This is a genomic window from Scytonema hofmannii PCC 7110 (assembly GCF_000346485.2).
GTDB lineage: Bacteria > Cyanobacteriota > Cyanobacteriia > Cyanobacteriales > Nostocaceae > Scytonema > Scytonema hofmannii.
This window is the reverse complement of sequence record NZ_KQ976354.1, coordinates 6,375,898-6,398,457: the sequence shown is the minus strand read 5'-3', so window position 1 is coordinate 6,398,457 and position 22,560 is coordinate 6,375,898. Positions and strand designations below refer to the sequence as shown.

Below are 22,560 nucleotides of genomic sequence, written 5' to 3'. Positions count from 1 at the left end.
TTATGCCTTGGCAAGCTTATGCTCTAGATGAAAAAGCGAGAAAACTCGTTAAAGATGCTCTTAATGGAGATAAGAACATTAGGGAACCTAGCAAACAAGCTTTCAAAGAAGCCTACAAAATGCGTGCAACAGTCGCCTATGGGTTGGAACGGTTTTGGGGTGAAGCAAAACGCCACGAAGACTCACCAGCTTTAGCTAAATATTGGAAAGCGACTTGGGATGTTTTAGTCGAAACTTTGGAAAAAGCAGAGGTGAAGTTACCTAAACATAATAACGTTGCAGCAATGGCAGATGAATTATGGAAGTTACCGCGTGAAGACCAGCAAATCGCACTAGCGGTTTTAACTCAACTTTGCGATTGCATGGTGTGGTGGACGCAACGATATAAAAACGATGCCAAATAATCCCTACCTACATCTAAAAAATCAGAACAGATAAAATTATGCCCGATAAAAATGATGTTCCTCTTATGTTTCGATCGCAAGTAGAAGGTCGCTGTCAACTGCATCGAATTTACAAAAGCCAACACCTCCACGAAATTGCTCAACAAGAACAGGTCGATCGAGTAGACCAATATTCCGTGCGTTGGGTAAATCAGTGGTTAGAATCTCAATCAGAAACAGAAAATCCCTTGAGTTTCTCATTTAAGAATTATCCTAAAGATGGCACTCATTTTCAAGCTGAAGAATATACAATATCTTGGCGATTTGTCACTAACGGCGGTCAAGATGATGACGTTATTCGTCCGGTCATTGGTGTCTTTGGTTTGCCATTTTATCCCGGTAGCAGCATGAAGGGAGCTTTTTGTCAAGCTTGTACGGAGGAACAAAAGCAGCGCTACGGACTTACTAAAAATAGCGATCGACCTAGTTTACTGCGTTTTCATGGTGGATATCCCATAAATGACTGGACAAAGCAATTAGTAGATATTGTACATCCTCAATGGAAATGGCAGATGAAAGTGACAGACACCACTAAAAAACCAGAAGGTGAAAGCGCTTTTACTTTAATTTCTTTGTATCAACCAACTCTCAAATTCGGTATTTCTAGTCTATTACCCGAAACAAACTGGAATGAAATTTGGGAGATTTGGGAAAGAGCTTTGGGTTCTGGGATAGGATGTAGGGTCAGCACGGGTTATGGACTCGCAAACGAGACTACAGGTAATGTGCTCTACCAAGTCAAGTTGCATGGAGTGGGTGGAGCATCAAAACTTCTCAATAATAAAGCAGAATTTCGAACAAATATTTTTAGAGCAGCCTTGCGAGGTCATGCATTGCGACTATTTAGCGGTCTGAATCCAACTTTAGCAGAAGATATTGTCGATGAATTATTTGGAGGAATCCGTTCTGGTAAGGAAAAAGTAGGGTTGTTGGGAATGAAGTTTCATCCAGAGAGTCCAGAATGGCTTTCTGCTGATGGAAATGAAGCTTACGACGTGACAGGTGATTTAATTTGGCAACTATCAGGTAAACTTGATAATACCGAACACCGTCCTTGTTTAGAAAATTTAGTAGAAAAATTAACTCAGTTTGGCATGTTGGTGGGTGGATTTGGTAAGTCTTGGCGACGTGCTGACCATCGCATATTTCACCCAAGATACACAAAGCATTTAATTGGCTGTCATTGGTCTTGGGTGGAAGAGGATAATAATCCAGTGAAGAGTTTAGATGATGCAACAAAATTGATTGAAGAAACGCTGAATGTAGCTAAAGAATGGATGCAAAAAAGAGATTTTGAAGTCACAGAACATACATCCAATCAAGAATCATCAACTTCCTCACCTACACCGAATCAGAATAACACTCAAAATTCGCAACTTAAAAAACCAATACCCCGACTTGTTAAAAAGCAAAATCCAACAACACAGGAAGCAGAATGGCGTGAAAAATGGCATCGTCATAACGTACAAGTGTGGGGAAGAATTGCTGAGAATGCAGCAGATTCTAAGATAATTCCTTTATTGCATTCTCCTCAACAATCGAGAAATCAGCAACCTCAAAACCAACGAAGGGGTAATTATAATCAACCAACACAAAACCAAAGTATACCTTTGGCATTGCAGAAAGCACCGAAACCAAATAGCCAAACTTCTCCGCCTTCTATTTATCGCACCTGTTTAACTGGTTGTGTCAAAGACGACAGGAAGTCAAACGATCCAACACGGATAGGTAGACTTTGGCATCGAATGTATCCTTTGAAAGATGGTAAATACTTAGAACTTGTGACTATTTTCCCAAAAGGATGTGCTGAAGCGGAAGCGTTTATCAACTGGCTTTCTTCTTTGAAGAATCAGAAAAATCAGAAAGAATGGAAGCAAGTTTGGTGTATTGGTTAGGATGAGCAAAGAGGCGATAGAGAAGAATGCAGCCAGTCATCCCTAAATTTTCATCTTAATTGCTATGACCCCGTTATCACAGCCACATCGCACACGCATAGTACCCCCATCCCCAGCCGATCCAGAGGTAGTCCAACGCGAACGGGATACACAACGCGCCCTGCGCGAACGATGCCGTCCCGTGTTCGAGCGTCTTCGCCCCGCCCTGATCGAAACTCATCCGAACTGGTTTATTGCTATAGACCCTGATACTGAAGACTATATCCTCGACCCAACCTTGCGTGGTCTTACCGAGCAAATCAGCAAAGTACACAGTGGAAACAAAATTAGGATGATTTTCCGCCTCAATGATACGGGAACCTGTGGCAGACTATGGGTGTAGGGACATTTGGCGAAGACGGCGAGTTGTTCTTCGAGCTTCAACTTGTTCCAGCGAACGGTGCGCCATTTTTGATTCCAGCGCTGCTTGATACTGGATTTACTGATGGTTGGCTTGTGATGGATACGCAGAACTTGGAAGCGTTGGCATGGACGGAAATTTTGGGGCAAGTTGAAATGCGGACAGCACGCGGGGAAGGGGACTTTTACATTTATAAAGGTAGAGTTATTATCAATGGCATTGAGGTGGTTATCCCCGTGCATATTGGACGCGGTGTCCCGGAAACTGCGATCGGATCGGCATGGTTCGACATCATGAAATTAGTGGTCAACAAACCAGAAGGCATATTAACCTTGGAATTTATTGAATCTCCTTGAAAATAGGTTAGTAGGTATTATTGATTATTTTTCTAATAAAAAACCCTCTCATTTAAGATGCAGAGGGTTTTTAAGTAATCATAATATTACAAGTGGAAATCTCTATTTCCATGGCCATGCGATACTCAAATTACTAAAGATCATACCATTTTGGATTTTAGATTTTGGATTGAAAAAGCCTTATCTAGATTTGATTTAGTCCAATTATCTGTCGCATTCTTTGTTCAAATTGGTATCACAACCTAAGTCATTGCAATGGTAAATAGAGATGAACAAGAAAACAGACAACAGAAGTATCATCAAAACAGCAGAATATGGAATTATTGAATTCCGTTCTTCTTTATTCAAAATTCTTGCCACTAATTTCCCTTTAAATCTCTTACTCATTCTTGGAATTTGGACATTTCTCCCTATTCTCTACTTCTTGTGGAAATACCTGCAAGTTAAAACTAGCAAGTATATTTTAACTAACCAGAGGCTAATTCTCAAAACTGGTATTTTCTGGAAGCAAATAAATTTTCTTGAGCTTTACCGAGTTTCTGATATCCAAGTGCAAAGGGGGCTGCTATATCAAATTGTTGATATATTCAGAAGCTGCTTGCATCAAAAACCTCTTTTGTTAGGAGATATTTGGATATTTAGCACTGATTATTCCCATTCAAGAATCTTTCTCGATACAATTCCTAATTCTTTAGGAGTAGCTGAAAAAGTTAGACAAGCTACAAATGACGAGAAAGATTTCAAAAGAGTTTTGCGTCGAGATTAAGTTGGGATATATTATATAACCAGGAGAAAAGTTATGTCTGGTGAACAAAGTTTTGATTTTGACTTCAATTTTAAGTATGAATCTGAAAAAGAAGAAACTCTAGAACGCATTGAACAACAATGCGATCGCGAAACTAAAGATATTCTTTGGGGATTTTATAAATCTGAAAAAACAGATTGTCCCGAACCGCAGAGTAAGAATGAAGAATTTGATGAGGATTCTCAAGACAATTCTGAACAAGATGATGTTGACATTGATGATTGAGTAATAAGAGTTAGGGATAAGAACAGTAGCGCTTGTTACTGTTTTTCGGCTGCTAATGGTGCATCCTCATCACTGAATGCATGGGCAATATCGGGGTTGGCGATCGCTAATGCGCTTTCGTGCCATTCATGAATAATAGCTTCCAGTTCATCCCAAGCTTGTTCAGAAAAAAATGCTGAACGATAAGCTTCTGTTACCTCATTAATAAAGTCTTGAAGCTCATCTTTGTCAAATACTTTAAGCCAGCTATGTGGATGTTCAGTACCAAGCTTTTCATCTAGACGTAAACGAAAAGCAGCACTTAAAAGCTCGATAAGGTATTCACCATTTTGAGCCGCTTTGGCAAGAGAAGAAACCTTTTCACGACGCAGCAAAGCAAAATGCTCATCGTTACGAGTAATTGTTACTGGATGCTCTAAAGCATGGTCTAGTATTTTTCCAGGTTGACGGTTTAACTCAGTCGCTGTAAACAGTGCATCTGAGTAGATATAGCTCAACATAGTAGAACTCATATGCTGTTGCGTTTTAAAACGCAAAAAATCTAACGGGTATCCTATACGTATTATTATACGTACTACAAAAACTATGTCAATACGAACAGTTTTTGTTAAGTTTTACACTTAAAAGTTAATGAATGTAAAAATAGCAGAAATGGATAGCTAGTAGTCCACCACACCAACGCCTGCTAGGTTATTAAAAAACCACAAAGACGCTCATAGCACAAAGTAAGAGGGACATATGATGAGTTTGAATGTTGTTTTACCTAGCAAACTTAGTGTGGCGAAGTACTAGAGCATCGGTACAGTATTCAAAAAGAAGGCAAAAAACCCGGTTTCTCTCTGTTGGAAAGCTTGATATCTCGTATGCTCAACGATGAAGTTACCGGGTTTTTGTGATTTCTGTACCGGCGCTCTAGTTACACTAAGATTAAAGCAGTTAGAAGTTTTAGAGATAAATCTATTACAAGGGTCAAGAGCCAATGCGTAAACAGACTATTCAGTATACATCACCATTAGATGCCTTAGTTGCCGTTGCCAAGCGATTGAGCTTGTATGAGAACCAACAAAAAATGAACTCTGAAGAATTCTTTAACCAATATAATCAAGGATTATTGTCAGATGATGCTCTATTTATAGAATGGGCAAATGATTACCGTCATTACCTGGCTTTGCATCAGGAACTAGAGCAACGACTCAATTATGCTGCCTAATATTTTATCTGATGACTTTGAGAAAATCGCGCAAGCAAGTCTCAGTTTCCAATTATGCGCCTCCACATTGTTAGTGGAGACTTGCGTGATGCTGCTCATCGAATGAGTGGCGATGTTTCCAATTATGCGCCTCCACATTGTTAGTGGAGACTCTTTTTGGGCTCGTGAAAATGCAATTGAAGCATCGTTTCCAATTATGCGCCTCCACATTGTTAGTGGAGACATTAGTAAAATAGCGTCACTCAATTTATGTTGTTCAGTTTCCAATTATGCGCCTCCACATTGTTAGTGGAGACGGGAGAGCAAAAACATGGTGCAAGCAGGTAACTTGAGTTTCCAATTATGCGCCTCCACATTGTTAGTGGAGACCAACTCTATATCATAAAAAGCTTTGTTAACTATGTTTCCAATTATGCGCCTCCACATTGTTAGTGGAGACGGTAGTGCAATTTGTTACTTGAAGCATAAATTGGCAAAATTTTTTAACTTATAACTAAAAATTGTGTTACTTAAAGGATAAAGTGGCCGAAATTAAAGCATAAAGTGGCCGCAGCCCAAAATCTAAGGTGGAAGCGTATTCGAGAGAATTGATTGCGATCGCATACAGAGTGCTTCTACGGAAAATTAAGCATTCTAGCCCCCTGGCTCGGCCATTTTATCCTTTAAAAACGGCCATCTTATTCTTTAAAGTACAGCACAGTGCAAATTTATCCTGACAGTCTGTGCAGATTTATGGGTCAAGTAACAAAGCGGATTCGTTTTCATTCAAGGAGCTCGTTTCCAACTAATCCGAATTGACCCAATCGGTGGGGCTCAACAGTTGTTGCTTCCGTTTTTGCTGCTGGTGTTTCCAACTAATCCGAATTGACCCAATCGGTGGGGCCATTGCAGATTTTGTAATGGGTGCGGTATCCAGAGTTTCCAACTAATCCGAATTGACCCAATCGGTGGGGGAGTTGGCGACTTAGTCCCAAACGCAGTTCTCGAAGTTTCCAACTAATCCGAATTGACCCAATCGGTGGGGCAGTAATAAAAGTAGCTTTGCTAGAAGGAGATATAGCAATGTTTCCAACTAATCCGAATTGACCCAATCGGTGGGGTGTTGGTGTGATCGGCGCCGGTGCCGCAGCTTCCATGGTTTCCAACTAATCCGAATTGACCCAATCGGTGGGGTGGTTCTGGTGATGCGGCTCGGAATTTCATTGAAGAGTTTCCAACTAATCCGAATTGACCCAATCGGTGGGGCACCCTCATCTATTTTCCATGATGAGGGCGAAAGCCTTTTGTTTCCAACTAATCCGAATTGACCCAATCGGTGGGGAGTTCGTCTAGGAGACCTTACCCAGTAAGGGTTTCAGCCGCCAAATCGACACCACTGATAGAATTATAGTATATCCTCCCAAAAATTTAGCAAAACACATACCTCAAACCCTTGCCTAGTAAGCTATCGACACCACTCAACGGAAAATATAGGGTTTCAGCGATTCAGCGAGTGGTGTCGATGAACATCTGAAAGTAACCCTCAAAGAACCCTCAAACTTAGATAACATAATACTTTGGCGGTGGTTGGGGTGTTTCCCCACCAATAGTCAATACCCTCGAAACCGCTTCCTGAGATATCCAATAAAACCGGACATTATCCTCCACAGGCTTAACTAACTTTTTCACTTTTTCATAAAGTTCTCGCATTTCCTCCAAACTTAAAAAACATTCAAAGACAGAAAATTGAACTCTTCGCCCATATCCTTCTAGGAAATTGGACAATTTTGTGCGTCTTTTATCATTAGGAATATCATACACTACAAGCACTAGCATTTACACTGCTCTTAAAAAAGGTTCATAGAGAACCCCAGATAATAAACTTCGTTTATATCGCCTGACTTGTAATTGAATCGCATGACGATAGGTGACAACAGATTGTAAATCAGGATGAGTTGTTTCTTCATTCATCCGAGCTTCAAATTGTTTGAGGAAGACTCGTCTTGCTGATTGATTTAAGTACACTCCTCCGGTGCTAGGAGCTATATCAAAATCTTGTGGTTTAAGCAAAGATTTATTGATAATCTTTAAAACCAAGCTATCGACAATCACTGACCTCATTTCCTCCATCAAATCAAAAGCTAGATAAGGTTTTTGCCTTTCCCCATAGTGAAAATTCCCCAAATAAGGAGAAAGCTCCTCAACAATAATAAAACTCAAGACATTATTAAACAAAAGCGTGTAACCAAAACTCAACAAAGAATTTACCGGGTCAGTTGGTGGCTGACGATTACGCAGAGAAAATTCAAAATTGGGATTAGTAATTAACTTCCCAAAAGCCGGAAAATATCTTGCAGCAGCTATACCTTCATAACCGCGTAAAGTATCTAAATTATCTACTGAATCCAGCGAATCAATATCTTGACTAATTCCAAAGATAGCTTTTTCCACTTCCGCTATCTTGCGCTTGCGGTTAAGTCGCAACAAGAGTTGTTTGGAATTCATCAATTTACCGTAGACGATCGCTTTAGACACGCTATACTGAAAATAATCATCATTGCGTCTCTCAACTTGAATAAGCTGATTATCTAAATGAGTTGATTCTTCACTCCATAAATGACCGTGATATTGACCGCTTTGACTGAGAAATAAGACAGGAATTTGTTCTTGCAAGCAGGCTTGAATAACGGGAGTTGATAGTTGAATATTCCCAAAAACCAGAATTTGCTGAACTTCTCGAACAGGAACTTCTAATTTAGGTTTTTCCGACACATGAATAACAAAGCGCTGATAGTCTTTATAGATACTTGTCCCTTGTTCGATGAGATAAATAGCCGCCATTTCTCGATTCCAAATATTTTTTTGAAAAGGGCTGTTATCCTCTTCGCTTTGAAGAGGTAATTCTGTTTCTATTTCCGCAAGAAAAGGTTGATGTAAAGTCGCAATATCTGCCATATTCTCGTTCCCAGCCTCCAACCCAGGAGCGATCGCTGAGAGACTCTCTTCTCTTTCAGAAAGTTGAACTTCCCAAATTGGGTTTTTATCTTCTGTATGAGAACGAGAATTTATCTGGGAGAGAGATTCTTCAGGGCTTTTTTTTTACTAGTATTCTTACCAGTATTCTTACTTTGTTTTTTATCTTGCTTATCCTCTATCCCCGACTTTAACGTAACTTTATGACTATCTACAGGGAAAATCGCATTTTCTAAAAAACCATGACCTAAAAACCGAAACCCACGCTCAAAACTAGTAACTTGCGTTTTCTCAGTATTGATCGTCAATCCCATTGAATCCAGCAGATTGATAATTTCTAATTTAGCCTGCATAATGCGCTCTTGAGTGCGTGATAATACCAGAAAATCATCGGCATAACGAACGATTTTTAAATCAGTTGCACTCACTAACTCATCAAATTCATGGAGATAAATATTAGCCAATATTGGAGAAATAACTGCACCCTGAGGTATACCTTTTTGAGGTAAAATTAATCCTTCCTGCGTTAACACTCCAACTGATATCCAAGATTTTATCAAACATAAGATTCCCAGATTATCTATATGTAGCCTAACCTCTTTTAATAACCTGTGATGGTCAATGTTATCAAAAAATTTAACTATATCCGCATCCAACACCCAAAGATAACCCATATCTCGCCAATCAGCAATTTTCTCCACTGCATTGATATAAGATAAATTAGGGCGATAGGCAAAACTGACAGGTGAAAATTTCTCCTCCATCAACGGATAAAGCACATTCAATAAAGCTTGTTGTACGATGCGATCGCGAACGCTAGGTATTTTCAACTCTCTTTGAGTGCCATTTTTTTTAGGAATAATCACCTGCTTGCAAGGAAGAGGTTGGTAATGACTATTAGCCACATCATTGAGTAATTGATAAAGATTAACAGTTTGATTGCGAGCAAAGCTATCAATTGTTTCTCCATCTACCCCAGCACAACCGCGATTTTCAGCTACCTTTTCCCAAGCACGCTGAAAATTCTTGATATCAAGAAATTGGCTTGCAATATCACTCATATTTACCATTTTGGATTTTGGATTTTGGATTTTGGATTAAAAATGCCTCACTGGTCACTGGTCACTGGTCACTGGTCACTGATTACTGGTCACTGTTAAACTTGCTAACAACACGGTTTAATTCCCTGACTAACCAAGAATCAGGATCGGTGGTTAAAAACAACTTTGCGAGAGTGCGGTAATACCATAACGTTCCTTCCTTCCCACCTTTAAACTTTTCCCAAGTTGCTTCCCCTTCCCTATCCAAATTTTTTAAGATACTACACGCATTATGCAATTTATCTGCTAGCGCTACTTTACGAACTGAAGCTGAAGCATAACGCAATTTTTCAATATATTGCTCTTTGCGTTCTTTCCAAGGCGGTTTTGGTATAGTATCTGCATCGGTACAACCATCAACTATTGCGATGACTCTTTCACCAAACATATGTAAAATAGCTTCGCGGGTTGCGTTCCCTCCTTGGTCTTCGACAGCATCATGTAATAATGCTGAGATCGCTTCATCTTCATCCCCGCCATCTTCCAATACCAGCGCGGCTACGCTTAAAAGATGACTAATATAGGGTACGTTACCTCCCTTTCTAGTTTGTTTGGCGTGGAGTCTGGTAGCGTAAACTAAAGCTTGTTCAAAACGATGGGTTAATTTCGATGTGTCCGTGGCGTTTAAGTTCATAGTGTTACGATCGCGATTATTTATAAAGTTTGTAAGTTGCTTCAATTTCTTTTGTCATGCGTTGTCGTAAATCCCAAGGTAAAATTACCTCTACATTCGGTCCCCATGCTCGCAAACGCATGACAATATTGTTATCATTGGCACGATAATAGACTTTGCAGTAAATATTTTTATCCGAACGAGATTGTAAGGTTGAAAGCAGATATCTCTGTTCTGCTGATGCTGAAGCAGTGTGAGTCTTCACAAATTTCTCAACCTGTTGGTAGGAAATTTTGGCGAACATTTCCTCACGTTCCGTTCCCTTGATGTTATTTGCATAAAAATACCGATCGAATTTCAAGACTAGTAACTCTTGTGGTTGGTAGATATCAAATCCCCAAGCATCTGACATTTTTTCTTTAATCTCATCAGGAGTTGGTGGATATTTGCCTTGACACTTATCTACAAAATGTTTGGGAATATTTGCATCCTCTAAACTTTTTGATAATTCATCTAATTTAAGAATTCGGTCAAGGCGATAATCATACCAATCGATTTTACTCCAACTATTTTCCTGCTCTTGTTTGGGAATTTGACCGTAAGCAAATAGATAAGGTGCGCGTTGATAATAGTAAATGCAAACTGGATAAACAATACAATCGACCGTCTTCTGATATAGCTTGACACTCTGATATGTCAACTTAACCAATGGAATATTATCTTGCTGCCAAAGTTTTTTTAACCGCTCCTGCAGCGATTCTATATCATCAGTTCGTTTGGCATGGACTATGTATTCTGCATGGATAAAAAATCTTTGAACACCGTTAATTGGTTGAGCTAATGAATTATTGAAAGCAGATAGCTCTTCATTTGTAAACTGGTTATAACTAATTTCTGTCTTTTCTAGACGGCTTAAGAAACCCTCAGGAAAATTCTCTACTTTCAAGTATTTATCTTGACTTTCTATTCCTTTATCATTTGCTTTTCTTAACCACCCCAGTTTGACTAATGATTGAAAATCATTTGCTTTTAAATTTCGACTGGTGACAGCAAATAAACGCCCATCAGATAAAAACTTAGAAAACCGCTGAGATTTTTGACTGTTGCTAGTAGTCACTGAATCTTCGTTCTGTTGGCTCTTTTCTGTGGAATTATTAATCATTCCCTCCAACAATAAATTTTGCAATTCATCAGGTTTAATGGAATAGTATTTTTGAAATGACTGAGACCATTGATTTTCCTCGATACGTAAACTTGATAGACTTGATGCAAACAACCACTCAGTTAATTTTGTAGCACAGCGACATTCTTCATTATGTAAACCTGGAATTCTATCACGCATATGTTGCTTTGCTGCATCTAGAAAAAATAAATCGCGCCATTGAAGAAAAGTGAATTCTTCTCCTAAATCCAATTTAACTTCATCAACATCATCTCCATAGATAGAACGTAAAATAACCCATAGTCTGACTGCTTTTGCTAAATGTTGTTTTAAGGAACCGGGCGTTAACAATTTTAAGACTTCCACACTGGGAGGATAGTTAAAAACTTCTCTCTTCATGGTGTCTGTTGCTTGTGGGTGTATGTTTATAGATTAGCAGCAGGTGGAAAATGCTATTTCCAGATTGAAAGCTCTATGTGCGATATCGCTAACTCATGGAGAAAACCCAATTCAATACCGTATTGATGGCAAAAAATGTGCCAAATGTTCGGGCTGTTGATACACTGAGGACTGGAGATATTTTTCACGGTATGCATAATTACATCTGTTATAAATAAATGAAAGACTTACAAGAAATACTCACTGTCGCTCGTTCTGTCGGTTGGGAAGCAGCAAATATACTGCGGTCTTACTACCACCAAACAGGCGATCGCAATTTAGAAGTACAGTACAAGCAGAATGAACCCGTAACAGTAGCAGATGTCGCTGTCAATCAATATATATTAGAGAAGCTACAAGCAGCTTTAGGCACTGAAGATTTTGCTTACATCAGTGAAGAAACATACACAACCGAACAAGCAAAACAAGAATGGGCGTGGATTATCGATCCTTTAGATGGGACGCGAGACTTTATTGAAAAAACTGGGGAGTATGCCATTCACATAGCCCTAGTGAAAGAAACGCGCCCAGTGCTAGCTGTGGTAGCTGTACCGGAGTTAGAAAAATTGTATTATGCCACAAAAGGCAATGGTGCATTTGCAGAAACTCGCGATAGACAAACTTTCCCCTTACAGGTATCATCACGGGAACGCCTTGAGGATTTAACAGTCGTTGTCAGTCGCTCTCACCGCAATGAAAGACTTGATTACCTGCTACAACAACTCCCCTGTCAAAACCAAAAAGCCGTAGGGAGTGTAGGATGTAAAATTGCCACAATTGTAGAACAACGGGCAGATGTTTACATTTCCCTATCAGGAAAGTCCGCACCAAAAGATTGGGATATAGCTGCTCCAGAACTGATTTTAACAGAAGCGGGTGGAAAATACACTCATTTTGACGGTTCCCCACTGCAGTACAACACTGGTGATATCAATCAGTGGGGAGGGTTGCTCGCTAGCAACGGTCAATATCACGAGTTGCTTTGTCAAGATGCAGAGAAAATCTTATCCGAGAGAATATAGCTCCCTCACCTCTTACCTCTGCGTACTCTGCGTCTGGTGCGGTTAAATAAATTACGGGCGGATCTCTTGTGGTACGGGCGTCTCGCCCGTCACTAGTAGTCTGTCAACTCACAATTGACGAGTGAAAAAAACCGCGAAGACGCAAAGAGCGCAAAGTAAGAGGAAGAGAAGAAGAATTTAAAGATTGCTCAACCCATCAAAGTTGATGTGGCGGACTACTAGTACTTCGCCCACTAAGTTTGCTAGGTAAAACAACATTCAAACTCATCATATGTCCCTCTTCCTTTGTGCTCTTTGCGTCTTTGTGGTTTTTTAATAACCTAGCAGGCGTTGGTGTGACAGACTACTAGTAGAGAACGGGCGGGGACGCCCGTCCCACAAGATTAGGTAATTTATTTCTTGGAAATCCCTTAATGTGCTGTTTTTAAATTGATGACTTTGCGAGAATGGGCATATCGCTTTCTGCGACCCAATAGCAGGTATACTGAGGGAACAAAGTAAAGCGATAGGACAGTTACACCGAACAAACCACCAGCAATAACAATTGCTAGAGGATTCCAAAAACCTGTTGGGTCAAACAAAAGAGGTGTAAAACCAGCCGTATCAGTGATGGTTGTAGCAATCATGTGGCGAGTAGAGTGAAGAACAACTTCTTGTACGGCTCTGGGGTCTCCCAAACTTGCTTGAGGGTCAGCCTGCAAAGCTGCTAAAACAACAGTCGCTTCATTAACCGCAATACCGATAAGTCCAACGGTACCAAGAATTGCTGTAAAACCAAAGGGGTAGCCAGATATCCATAGAGCTAACAGCCCTAACCCAACCGAAAGCACCGCGATGATACCGATACTTCCAGCTAGAGCAAACGAGTTGAAAGTGAGAACCAGCGTGGCTGTCATCAGCACTCCCAATACTCCGACTGTGGATAACAAATTCACGACCGCAGTACCGCGCTCTTCGGCTTCTCCACCAAACTCGAAGGAGTAACCAGGAGGAAACTTTATCACTCCCGATCGCAACCGCTTTTGAAACTCAGATACAACCACTGAAGGAAGCGTTCCTGCTTTGATAAAGCCTTGGACAATATTCACGCGTTGTCCATTGCGTCGAGGAATCATCGCTAAATCTGGAACGAGTTGAATTTCACCAACAGATGCAAGGGGAATAGTCTGGTTGTTTTCTGCAGATGATGCTCTGTTAGGCAATAAATCGAGGGTAGCAATTTGGTCTAAGTTACCGCGATGAGAGTCAGAAACCCGCACTCGCACAGGTAATTCTTCCGTCGCTTCCAGTACAGAACCTCCAGTGACCCCTTCAAGGTTTGTGTCTAATTGGCGGGCGATCGCACTCCGGTCAAGTCCCGCTAATCTTGCTTGTTCTTCATCAACTCGAACTTCCAACTTGGGTTGAGCTTCTGTTAAGCTCGCACGGGTATGAATCACATCTGGAATCTGGGCTAGTTCTCCTCGGATTTGGTTACCAAGTTCCCGAAGTTTTTCTAAATCCGGTCCGTATAAACGAATTTCAACGGGTGCATCAACCCCAGGTCCTTGCTCGAGTTGTCGGACAAGGACTTGGGCGTTAGGCAATGCTCGATCCAACTCGTCCTGCAATGTATCAATAATTGAACCAGGTAGAGCATTCGGTTGCAGTTGCACTAATGCTTGGGCATAGTTGGCGGCATTTTCCCGTTTACCAATAACATTGTAGTAAAAAGTTGGAGCGCTTTCTCCTACAAGCATATGAACATCAGCAATCTCAGAATGCTTGAGGATTAAATCCCGTGCCTGTAGGACTTGCGCTTGTGTCTGGCTTAAAGCAGTTTGATTGGGAAATTCAAATTCTACATAAAACTGGTCTCGACCTGCAGAAGGAAAGAATTGCTGCTTGAGATCGGAACTGAGAGTAAACCCAGTGATTGGCAAAATGAGAGCCAGACTCACCGCAAGCATGGGTCTGCTGAATGTTTTCCGCAATGTCCATTGGTAAATTTGGGTCAATTGAGGATGGGAAAAACCTTCTTCCAGCCAATTTGGGATTCTGAGGTTGTGTCTCCACTGATGTAGTAAACCTAACAATACAGGAAGAATCGTGAGTGAAATCAAAAGCGAACCGATGAGTCCCAGAATTGCATTCACTCCGATGGTACTTGTAAATTCCCCCGTACCACCAGGAGCCAAAGCAATTGGTAAAAAAATTAACGCTGTTGTTACGGTTGAACTCAACAGGGGAATACCCATGTGACTCACACTGTCAACAATCGCTTCCTCTATTTTCATGCCTTGATGCAGTCGAGTTTGCATTTCATCTGTCATGCAAATCGCATTATCAATTAATAATCCAATGGCGATAATCAATCCCGTCATCGATATCTGATGCAAGGGAACGCCAAAGACACTCATACCTCCAAACACAAACAGGGTAGTCACTGGCAAAGTTGCACTCACAACTAAAGCAGACCGCCAACCCATGAGAAAGAGAATCACAAGCAGTGCTAATAACGAACCTGTGACCAATTCCTGAATAACCCCGCCAATACGAGTTTGTACATAACGACTTTGGTCGAGAACGGTCTTAACATCAATACCGCTAGGGAGTTCGGATTGGAATTTTTTGAGAACTTGATGTGCTGATTTTGCCCAAAGATCCACTCGCATTGCTGACTCAACCGTAGCCGAAACAACAACGCCTGGTTTTCCAGACACAAATGCCAAACTATTTGCTGGTTCAACAATACCTTTACTGACTTGAGCAATATCGCTCAAACGCGTGACTTGTCCTGAAGTACTTGTACGAATAGGAATATTGCGAATGCGATCGAGAGAGTCCAATTCTCCCGCAACTTCAAACAACAGTTCATCAGTTTTACTGCGAAGTTGTCCGGCGCTAACCTTAGCATCACTCGCCTGAATCTGCTGAGATAATTGTTCGGCGGTTAATCCTATCCTAGCCAAATCAGCAGTCTTGATTTCGACCCTGACTTCTTCGTTTGGCTCGCCAGATAGTATCACTTTGTCAGTACCGTTAAGCGATCGCACTCTATCTTCTAAAGTTTTTGCCCATCTGCGTAAAACTGCATAATTAGCAGGGAGATTTTTCTCCCAAGTCAAGCCAACAATTAAAGCATTTGCCTTGACTTCCAAGTCTTCATACTTCGGCTGTGATGCTCCTGGTGGTAATTGCGGAACCACATCATTAATCTGACTGCGAATTTTTGCCCAAACTTTATCAACATCTTTGATTGTTTCTTTAATGTTGATGGTAATGCTGGAAATTCCAGTATCGGATCGAGATTCTAAGGTATTTACCTCTTCAATCTCAGATAACTCCTGCTCTATTGGCTCTGTCACTAACGTTTCAACCCGTTCAGCACTCGCTCCAGGAAAAAAAGTTGTGACAGTCGCAAAGCGTTGAGTAATTTCCGGATCTTCTAAACGGGGAAGCGAAAAGAAAGAAGACAGCCCCCAGACAACAATGAGTGTCAAGGTGAGAAATAGAAGTTGGCGGTTGCGATAAAAAAGAGTAAACATTGCGATTTTGGATTTTGGATTTTGGATTTTGGATTTTGGATTTTGGATTTTGGATTTTGGATTTTGGATTTTGGATTTTGGATTGAGGATTAAGGATTTTGGATTGAGGATTAAGGATTAAGGATTGGAGATTGGGAATTTTGGATTTTGGATTTTAGATTTTGGATTTTGGATTTTGGATTGAGGATTAAGGATTAAGGATTGGAGATTGGGAATTTTGGATTTTAGATTTTGGATTGGAGATTGGAGAATGAGGATTGGGGATTGGGGATTGGAGGTCAAGAATAACCATAGTCAGTGTCAAATAACCAATCTAAAATCCAAAATCTAAAATCCAAAATCCAAAATCCAAAATCCAAAATCCAAAATCCAAAATCCCCACTCACAGCGTCGGACGCACTAACTGACCGGGTACAATCCGTTGAGTACCATCTGCAATCACTGTGTCACTGGACTGAAGTGTACCCCTCACGAGAACACGGCTTCCTTGCGTGTGCAATACTTCGACATTTTGCTGTTCAACACGATAAGACTTTGTTCTATCTGATGAGTTTTCTGTTTCTCTTAAGGCGTAACAAGACCACAAACCACGCTCTCCACGTACTAATGCTGTAATTGGTACCCAGTAACCGTTTTCTCTGACTGTTTGTGGAATCGTCAAGCGTGCGATTTGTCCGGGAGCTACTGACTGCGCTCTTGCTCCCTCTAATGTCAACACCACGGTGCGAGTCCGAGTTGTGAGGTTAACTTCTGGCAAAATTGATGAAACTTTACTTTGGTATATGTTTTGTCCTATTTGCACTTTCTGTGTGCTTCCTATCTGAATCTGTGGTATCAACTGTACGGGGACACCAATCTCTATTTCTGGTTGAGTGTTTTCTACCAAGCGCACCACTGCTTGACCTGCATTGACAACAGTCCCTTCATCTAGACGACGTGCAGCAATTGTCCCGGAGAAAGGAGCTTTGATTGTACTCTTGGCAATGTTAATTTTCATCTGAGCAATGCTAGCATCTAATTGTTTGACAACTGCCTGTTGTGCTGCTATCTGTTCTTTGCGCGTACCTGCTAGTAGCTCGTTTAATTCACTGCGAGAAGCTGCTAACCTCTCTAATAAAACATTTGTATTGGAGGCTACTTCTTCGTACTGCTCTCTAGAAATGGCTCCTTGATTGTATAAATCTTTTCTTCGAGCATGCTTGATTTCTTCTAGTTTTAACTGTTGTTCTATTTGTTTGACTTGGGCGCGAGCAACGGCGATTTTCTCTGATCGCGGTCCGGCTTTGAGTTCTTCTAAAATTGCGATATTCTGAGCTTTGCGGGCTAGTAATTCTTGAAGTTGTGTCTCTAGGTAACTGCTATCGAGTTGCGCTAAGGGAGTTCCTACAGTCACGCGATCGCCCCGATCCACTTTTAGCCCAACGACCTTTCCAGAACGCTCAAAGCCCAACTCGCTGACTCGCATCGCTGCAACTTCTCCCGTATAAGCCTGCAACAATTGATACGACGTGACTGCCTTTACCCGTTGGGTTTTCACTGGAATAACGTGTTTATGGGGTGTAATTGCGACATTTTTTTTCGCACTGGTGGAGTTTAGCCCTACTAAAGCAAGACTTGATACAGATACTACCAACAGAGCGATCGCACTTACGGGGATGAATCGACTTTGTTTCAACTTGAAACTTGGTATGACCTCAACTAAAGTGCCATCATTTAACTGCAATATCGTATCTTGTCCTTTATTTGAGTCATTTTTCATAAAATTTACCTAAATAATAAATTTTGAGAATCGGATTTGCTGGGGTTTCGTTAAGTATTTGTTGAGCTTTCCCCACGTATTCCTATTGAGTATTAACGAGCTGCAACGAATAAGTATGTGAGACAAAAATGAAAGAGAATACTTTATGTAGATCTAGAGCCTCAGTCTAGTATTTACAGCAATTTTGAGATTAAGGATTTTCAAGAAATCAATTCTCCATCTTGTGGGACGGACGTCCTCGCCTGTCCTGTATTGGTGGCGGGCTAGAAGCCTGCACCACAAGAAATTTTGAGAGATTTTTTATTTGGACGACCTTGAGATTAATAGACTACTGCTCTACGCAAACAAGGAAATCCTTTTTCTGAAAACAAACAATCTTATGCAAATTTCGGAAACTGAAACCGATTTTTGAGAAAAAGTTTTTTAACTAGTACTCGATCGCATTGATTGTGAGGAGCTGCAAGATCCCCTTAAGAAGATGTTTGAAAAGTTTTGGCCTCATATAATGAGCTACTATACAAACGCTCGTCCGCCTGCGCGGACTAACGGCTGTACGTTCGCTCATTTTTAACCGCAAGATTTAATTTACGCCTTACAGGGGTTGTCATTCCGGGTGTGGAATGGATTCAGGCATTTTTAGTCCCATAGGAGCTTTTGGTCATTTTATGATTTCTCCTATGCCTACGGCTTAAATAACCGCCTCTCTTAGCCTTTTGGAATGGTCAGAAATTTTACATAAAAATAATGGCTCACGTAAAAATCCCCTTTTTCCTTTTACATTAAGGCTTTAATTCCCCTTTGGATCTCAAAATAAGCGAACGTACAGTAACGGGAAATCAGGATATTAAAACCCACGTAGGTGGGTTTTGCTTGTATAGCCGCGATTTCCAATCGCCAAGGCTGTATTAATTGAGACTTTTCAAACATCCTCTAAGATCCCCGAGTTCTCAAAGAAGTCGGGGATCTCTTGGAATATTGTAAAGATACTTCAGAGACTAGGCTAAATATTTGCTTAAGTATATATCCTAACTCACTAAGAAAACAAAAACATTCTTGTTTCTACGGATATTTGACAAAAATGCCATCTTCATACCCAAACAAATCCCCCCATCACCTGTTCTATTAATTACCAGACATTGTAAAGTTTTGTAAAGACGAGCGTAATTAGCAAGATCTATTGTGAGTCTTTACTTAAGAAGTACAAATGAAACATTAGCTTTGGGTTGGGGAAGCATGAGAAAATATCTTATATTTTCATGTATATTTACACCAGGCTGTATTAGTTTCACTGTCACTTAAGAAGGTAGAAGGCAGCTATCCATCTCTACGCGCAGCACGGGGATTTAGTAAGGTTTGCACTCTATTTTTTTAGACATAAATAAATTTAGGGGCTTTGGATCGTATGAGCCAATGGTAGTGAGGACGTTATTCTATAAAATCTTAGAATCTTTCATAAATACCCTCTGCCCTGGGTGCTTTCTTCAGTAAAGAAAACAGAGTTTCACAACTGGTATTATGGTTTTTAATAATTTTGTTTTAGAGCAAAGTCAGATTGGATGCATACTACAGCCAGAAGAAGAATTGCAGTTGGCTAAATTATTTTTAGATCGTACCGCAGTTGCTGTTTTCTGGGTAGATCCAGAAGCACGATTTCTTTACGTAAACAATTCAGCTTGTGTCACGACTGGCTATTCCCGTGAAGAATTCCTCTCCATGAGAGTAGATAACCTTAATCCCCTCTTTTGCGGAAAAGGTTGGTCTAATTACTGGAAAAAAATCAAACAACAACGCTTTTTGACCTTAAAAGCTCTGCATCAAACTAAAGAAGGCTGGAGTTTTCCGGTGGAGATCTCCGTGACCTATTTGAAATACTACGATAGGGAGTGTGCTTGTCTAATGGTTAGCAATATCACTAAAGACCAGCAGATAGAAACAGTCCCAGAGTATCACTCAAATCACCTCAAAAACCCAGTTTGGTTTGGAAAAAAGACCAAAACTTCGTTAAGTACACCTGAAGAAACTGAGTTTTTTAGCCCCGATCTTGTAGATTTGACCTACTCTGGAAACATGGCTGCTGAACCATTAGAGTTCAAAGTTCAAAAATGTACTGCTGAATTAAAGAATGTTAACGAGCTATTGTGTTACGAGATTAGCGATCGCAAACAGGTAGAGTCAGCACTGCAAGAAAGTGAAGAACGGTTTCGCGCCGCGTTCAATCAGGCGGCTGTCGGCTTAGCCCATGTGGGAACAGATGGACACTTTATACTAGTTAACCAAAAGTTTTGTGAGATTGTGGGTTATACATCAAAAGAGTTGCTCGATCGAACTTGTCCAGCTATTACCCATCCTGACGACCTTAAAACTGAATTAGAGTATGTTTGTCAAGTATTAGCAAATGAAATTCAGACTTACTCAATGGAGAAGCGATACATTTGCAAAGATTCTTCTTATGTTTGGATTCATACAACTGTTTCTCTCATCCGAAACCCTGACGGATCTGCAAAATATTTTCATGTTGTGACTGAAGATATTACAGAACGCAAGCGAATTGAAGAAGCACTATGCCAAAGCGAAGCTAGATTTCGCACTTTGGCAGAAATGACTAACGTCATCATATTTATTCAACAAGGGACACAGTTTTGTTATGTCAATCCAGCTGCGGAATATATAACAGGCTACAAAAGAGAAGAGTTATTAGCTCACCCTGATATTTGGGAATTAATAAAAGAGCGCAAACAATTACATCAACAGAATCAATCAGATTTGGTCCAATCTGAAGAAATCAAGCACTGTGAGGAGGAGATTAAGATTCTGACCAAAAATGGTGAAGAGCGTTGGTTGAATTGCTGTATTGGTTCAATTGAGTTTGAAGGAAAGTTAGCTGTATTAGGAACAGCTATCGATATTACCAAGCACAAACAAGCGGAAGTAGACATTAGACAGGCTCTAGAACAAGAAAAAGAACTTAGCGAACTTCGAGCACGTTTTATCTCGATAGTTTCCCATGAATTTCGCACTCCCTTGAACAACATTTCTTTTTCTACCAGTTCGCTGAGACGCTATGGTCACAAATGGACTGAGGAGGAAAAACTTGAGTATCTCTACGGTATTGAAACAGACGTTGAACAGCTAAATTCATTGTTAGATCAGGCTTTATTTATTGGTGGGGCGGAAGCAGGAAAACGAAAATTCGCTCCACAACGACTTGATGTAGCGCAATTGTGTCGTCACTTACTAGTAGAAATGCAAATGCAAGACAGCGGTCAGCACGTCTTTTCTTTTGTGAGTCAAGGTGAGTGTTTAACAGCTTGCGTAGATAAGAACCTGCTACAGCCCATTCTGACAAATTTGCTCTCAAATGCTATGAAATATTCCCCGTCAAACAGTCAAATTGATTTGCAATTGTTTTGTCAAAATGAGAACTTGGTTTTTCAGATTAGCGACAAAGGAATTGGTATTCCATTAGCAGATCGACAACAATTATTTGAGCCATTTCATCGGGCTAGTAATGTTGGCGAGATACAAGGTACAGGGCTGGGGCTATCAGTTGTCAAAAAATTTGTCGATTTACATGGGGGTCAAATTTGTGTAAACAGTACTGTTGGAGTAGGCACTACGTTTATTGTTACCTTGCCACTACGGAGTGAACCAATGAAGACTCAGTAGCGCTCTCCCTCTTAATTTCACTAGCTCGGCGGATAACAGAGAAGATTATGAAAAAGATTCTGATAATTGAAAATGAGACACGAACTCGCAATCTCTTTTTAAATAGTCTTAAAACTGATGGTTACAACGTCATTGGTGCTGAAAATGGTCTTGTTGGTGTTCAGTTGGCAAAAGAGCATTTACCGGATTTGGTGATTTGCGACATTCAAATGCCCGAACTTGATGGTTATGGAGTGCTGAAGACACTTAGACAAGAACCTCTCACAGCAGTGATTCCCTTCATTTTTCTCACTGCTAAAATTGCCAAAGCCGAACTGCGTCAGGGAATGGAACTCGGAGCAGATGATTATCTGACTAAGCCCTGTAAAGTCGAGGAGTTATTGCGAGCGATCGCCATTCAACTGGAAAAACAGACAGTTATCAAGCAGTGGTATTCTACTGAAAGTCAAACCATTCGAGAGTCACAGTCTATTAATACGGCGATCGTACCAGACCCTCAATCAATTTTTCCTGACAACTTTCCGCAACTCAATCCAGTCTTCCAATTTATCGAAGAAAATTACGACAAACAAATAAGCCTCAGTGATGTCGCTGAGGCTGTTGGTTATTCTACTGCTTATTTAACCAATTTAGTCAAACGTCAAACTGATAAGACAGTATACAACTGGATTGTCGAGCGCCAGATGGTAGAAGCGCGTATGTTGCTTTTAAAGACTGATGAACCCGTCAATCAAATTGCTGCTCAGGTAGGTTATCCAGATGCAGGTCATTTCATCCGTCGATTTCGCCAGATCTACTCCATATCTCCAAAACAGTGGAGAAACACGCACCGTAAGTAGCTATAGGCTTACCGCAAGTGCCTCCTTCAGCTAGAGCGCGAGCAGCCCCAATGAAAAATTTCATCACCAATCGTGAAAAAGGTGTAGGGTGGGCAATGCCCACTCGACAACTAGCCAAAGCAGACCTCACCCCAAACCCCTCTCCTAC

18 protein-coding genes and 1 CRISPR repeat array are annotated in these 22,560 nt (G+C 40.7%); of the genes, 10 read left to right on the top strand and 8 right to left on the bottom strand.

The genetic code is table 11. From position 1 onward, the window contains the following. The first annotated feature begins 2 nt into the window (after window positions 1-2). From WA1_RS26550 to WA1_RS26525, 6 genes are all read left to right on the top strand, one after another. A complete protein-coding gene (locus WA1_RS26550) occupies window positions 3-404 on the top strand; it encodes a hypothetical protein (RefSeq protein ID WP_017746844.1) in 402 nt (133 codons plus the stop codon). Window positions 405-442: 38 nt separating this feature from the next. After that, window positions 443-2,338: a hypothetical protein gene (locus WA1_RS26545; protein WP_017746845.1), complete on the top strand. Its 1,896-nt coding sequence runs from the start codon at window positions 443-445 to the stop codon at window positions 2,336-2,338. A 64-nt stretch (window positions 2,339-2,402) separates the two neighbouring features. Continuing rightward, entirely contained in the window at window positions 2,403-2,720 is a 318-nt protein-coding gene (locus WA1_RS53290) for a hypothetical protein (RefSeq protein WP_081402947.1), read from the top strand. Further along, window positions 2,711-3,094, top strand: coding sequence for a hypothetical protein (locus WA1_RS26535; protein WP_017746847.1), 384 nt, complete (start codon window positions 2,711-2,713; stop codon window positions 3,092-3,094). The genes WA1_RS53290 and WA1_RS26535 overlap by 10 nt, the downstream gene beginning before the upstream one ends. Window positions 3,095-3,362: 268 nt before the next feature. Further along, window positions 3,363-3,860, top strand: coding sequence for a PH domain-containing protein (locus tag WA1_RS26530; protein WP_017746848.1), 498 nt, complete (start codon window positions 3,363-3,365; stop codon window positions 3,858-3,860). Between the two features lie 33 nt (window positions 3,861-3,893). Continuing rightward, a complete protein-coding gene (locus WA1_RS26525) occupies window positions 3,894-4,124 on the top strand; it encodes a hypothetical protein (RefSeq protein ID WP_017746849.1) in 231 nt (76 codons plus the stop codon). Between the two features lie 35 nt (window positions 4,125-4,159). On the opposite strand, the gene WA1_RS26520 is transcribed toward WA1_RS26525, so the two are convergent. Then, window positions 4,160-4,636 carry a hypothetical protein gene (locus WA1_RS26520; RefSeq protein ID WP_026135047.1) on the bottom strand — a complete coding sequence of 159 codons (477 nt, stop codon included), beginning with the start codon at window positions 4,634-4,636 and terminating at the stop codon, window positions 4,160-4,162. Window positions 4,637-5,103: 467 nt separating this feature from the next. Between WA1_RS26520 and tumA the strand changes: the two genes are divergently transcribed. Continuing rightward, complete coding sequence (gene tumA / locus WA1_RS26515) at window positions 5,104-5,334, top strand: antitoxin TumA (RefSeq protein ID WP_017746851.1); 231 nt, start codon at window positions 5,104-5,106, stop codon at window positions 5,332-5,334. A gap of 776 nt (window positions 5,335-6,110) precedes the next feature. After that, window positions 6,111-6,655: a CRISPR direct-repeat array (repeat unit 36 nt; unit sequence GTTTCCAACTAATCCGAATTGACCCAATCGGTGGGG). A gap of 218 nt (window positions 6,656-6,873) precedes the next feature. Here tumA and cas2 read toward each other — a convergent pair. From cas2 to WA1_RS26490, 5 genes are all read right to left on the bottom strand, one after another. Next, window positions 6,874-7,149, bottom strand: a complete 276-nt coding sequence (gene cas2 / locus WA1_RS26510) for a CRISPR-associated endonuclease Cas2 (RefSeq protein WP_017746852.1) — start codon at window positions 7,147-7,149, stop codon at window positions 6,874-6,876. Beyond that, on the bottom strand, window positions 7,150-8,268 hold the full coding sequence (cas1, locus tag WA1_RS26505; RefSeq protein WP_017746853.1) for a CRISPR-associated endonuclease Cas1: 1,119 nt from the start codon (window positions 8,266-8,268) through the stop codon (window positions 7,150-7,152). A 110-nt stretch (window positions 8,269-8,378) separates the two neighbouring features. After that, window positions 8,379-9,347, bottom strand: a complete 969-nt coding sequence (locus WA1_RS26500; RefSeq protein WP_017746854.1) for a reverse transcriptase domain-containing protein — start codon at window positions 9,345-9,347, stop codon at window positions 8,379-8,381. A gap of 82 nt (window positions 9,348-9,429) precedes the next feature. Then, complete coding sequence (locus WA1_RS26495; protein WP_017746855.1) at window positions 9,430-10,020, bottom strand: HD domain-containing protein; 591 nt, start codon at window positions 10,018-10,020, stop codon at window positions 9,430-9,432. A 16-nt stretch (window positions 10,021-10,036) separates the two neighbouring features. Next, complete coding sequence (locus tag WA1_RS26490; protein ID WP_017746856.1) at window positions 10,037-11,560, bottom strand: TIGR03985 family CRISPR-associated protein; 1,524 nt, start codon at window positions 11,558-11,560, stop codon at window positions 10,037-10,039. Window positions 11,561-11,778: 218 nt separating this feature from the next. On the opposite strand from WA1_RS26490, the gene WA1_RS26485 reads away from it, so the two are divergent. Next, window positions 11,779-12,621, top strand: a complete 843-nt coding sequence (locus tag WA1_RS26485; RefSeq protein ID WP_017746857.1) for a 3'(2'),5'-bisphosphate nucleotidase CysQ family protein — start codon at window positions 11,779-11,781, stop codon at window positions 12,619-12,621. Window positions 12,622-13,031: 410 nt separating this feature from the next. Here WA1_RS26485 and WA1_RS26480 read toward each other — a convergent pair whose 3' ends face one another. Together WA1_RS26480 and WA1_RS26475 are read right to left on the bottom strand one after the other, a co-directional pair. Next, a complete protein-coding gene (locus WA1_RS26480; protein ID WP_017746858.1) occupies window positions 13,032-16,148 on the bottom strand; it encodes an efflux RND transporter permease subunit in 3,117 nt (1,038 codons plus the stop codon). 382 nt (window positions 16,149-16,530) lie between these two features. Then, window positions 16,531-17,907 (bottom strand): efflux RND transporter periplasmic adaptor subunit, encoded by a 1,377-nt coding sequence (locus WA1_RS26475; protein WP_017746861.1) that lies wholly within the window; start codon window positions 17,905-17,907, stop codon window positions 16,531-16,533. Between the two features lie 1,515 nt (window positions 17,908-19,422). On the opposite strand from WA1_RS26475, the gene WA1_RS26470 reads away from it, so the two are divergent. Further along, window positions 19,423-21,573: a sensor histidine kinase gene (locus WA1_RS26470; protein WP_017746862.1), complete on the top strand. Its 2,151-nt coding sequence runs from the start codon at window positions 19,423-19,425 to the stop codon at window positions 21,571-21,573. A gap of 47 nt (window positions 21,574-21,620) precedes the next feature. Further along, window positions 21,621-22,412 carry a response regulator transcription factor gene (locus tag WA1_RS26465; RefSeq protein ID WP_017746863.1) on the top strand — a complete coding sequence of 264 codons (792 nt, stop codon included), beginning with the start codon at window positions 21,621-21,623 and terminating at the stop codon, window positions 22,410-22,412. The last annotated feature ends 148 nt before the right edge of the window (window positions 22,413-22,560 follow it).

Bases quoted from the DNA above. Each gene is read 5' to 3' on its own strand.
- WA1_RS26475 (WP_017746861.1), bottom strand. From the start codon at position 17,907: ATGAAAAATGACTCAAATAAAGGACAAGATACGATATTGCAGTTAAAT.
- WA1_RS53290 (WP_081402947.1), top strand. From the start codon at position 2,403: ATGACCCCGTTATCACAGCCACATCGCACACGCATAGTACCCCCATCC.
- WA1_RS26485 (WP_017746857.1), top strand. From the start codon at position 11,779: ATGAAAGACTTACAAGAAATACTCACTGTCGCTCGTTCTGTCGGTTGG.
- WA1_RS26500 (WP_017746854.1), bottom strand. From the start codon at position 9,347: ATGAGTGATATTGCAAGCCAATTTCTTGATATCAAGAATTTTCAGCGT.
- WA1_RS26550 (WP_017746844.1), top strand. From the start codon at position 3: ATGCCTTGGCAAGCTTATGCTCTAGATGAAAAAGCGAGAAAACTCGTT.
- WA1_RS26545 (WP_017746845.1), top strand. From the start codon at position 443: ATGCCCGATAAAAATGATGTTCCTCTTATGTTTCGATCGCAAGTAGAA.
- WA1_RS26470 (WP_017746862.1), top strand. From the start codon at position 19,423: ATGGTTTTTAATAATTTTGTTTTAGAGCAAAGTCAGATTGGATGCATA.
- WA1_RS26495 (WP_017746855.1), bottom strand. From the start codon at position 10,020: ATGAACTTAAACGCCACGGACACATCGAAATTAACCCATCGTTTTGAA.
- WA1_RS26480 (WP_017746858.1), bottom strand. From the start codon at position 16,148: ATGTTTACTCTTTTTTATCGCAACCGCCAACTTCTATTTCTCACCTTG.
- WA1_RS26525 (WP_017746849.1), top strand. From the start codon at position 3,894: ATGTCTGGTGAACAAAGTTTTGATTTTGACTTCAATTTTAAGTATGAA.
- cas1 (WP_017746853.1), bottom strand. From the start codon at position 8,268: ATGGCAGATATTGCGACTTTACATCAACCTTTTCTTGCGGAAATAGAA.
- WA1_RS26535 (WP_017746847.1), top strand. From the start codon at position 2,711: ATGGGTGTAGGGACATTTGGCGAAGACGGCGAGTTGTTCTTCGAGCTT.
- WA1_RS26520 (WP_026135047.1), bottom strand. From the start codon at position 4,636: ATGAGTTCTACTATGTTGAGCTATATCTACTCAGATGCACTGTTTACA.
- WA1_RS26530 (WP_017746848.1), top strand. From the start codon at position 3,363: ATGAACAAGAAAACAGACAACAGAAGTATCATCAAAACAGCAGAATAT.
- cas2 (WP_017746852.1), bottom strand. From the start codon at position 7,149: ATGCTAGTGCTTGTAGTGTATGATATTCCTAATGATAAAAGACGCACA.
- tumA (WP_017746851.1), top strand. From the start codon at position 5,104: ATGCGTAAACAGACTATTCAGTATACATCACCATTAGATGCCTTAGTT.
- WA1_RS26490 (WP_017746856.1), bottom strand. From the start codon at position 11,560: ATGAAGAGAGAAGTTTTTAACTATCCTCCCAGTGTGGAAGTCTTAAAA.
- WA1_RS26465 (WP_017746863.1), top strand. From the start codon at position 21,621: ATGAAAAAGATTCTGATAATTGAAAATGAGACACGAACTCGCAATCTC.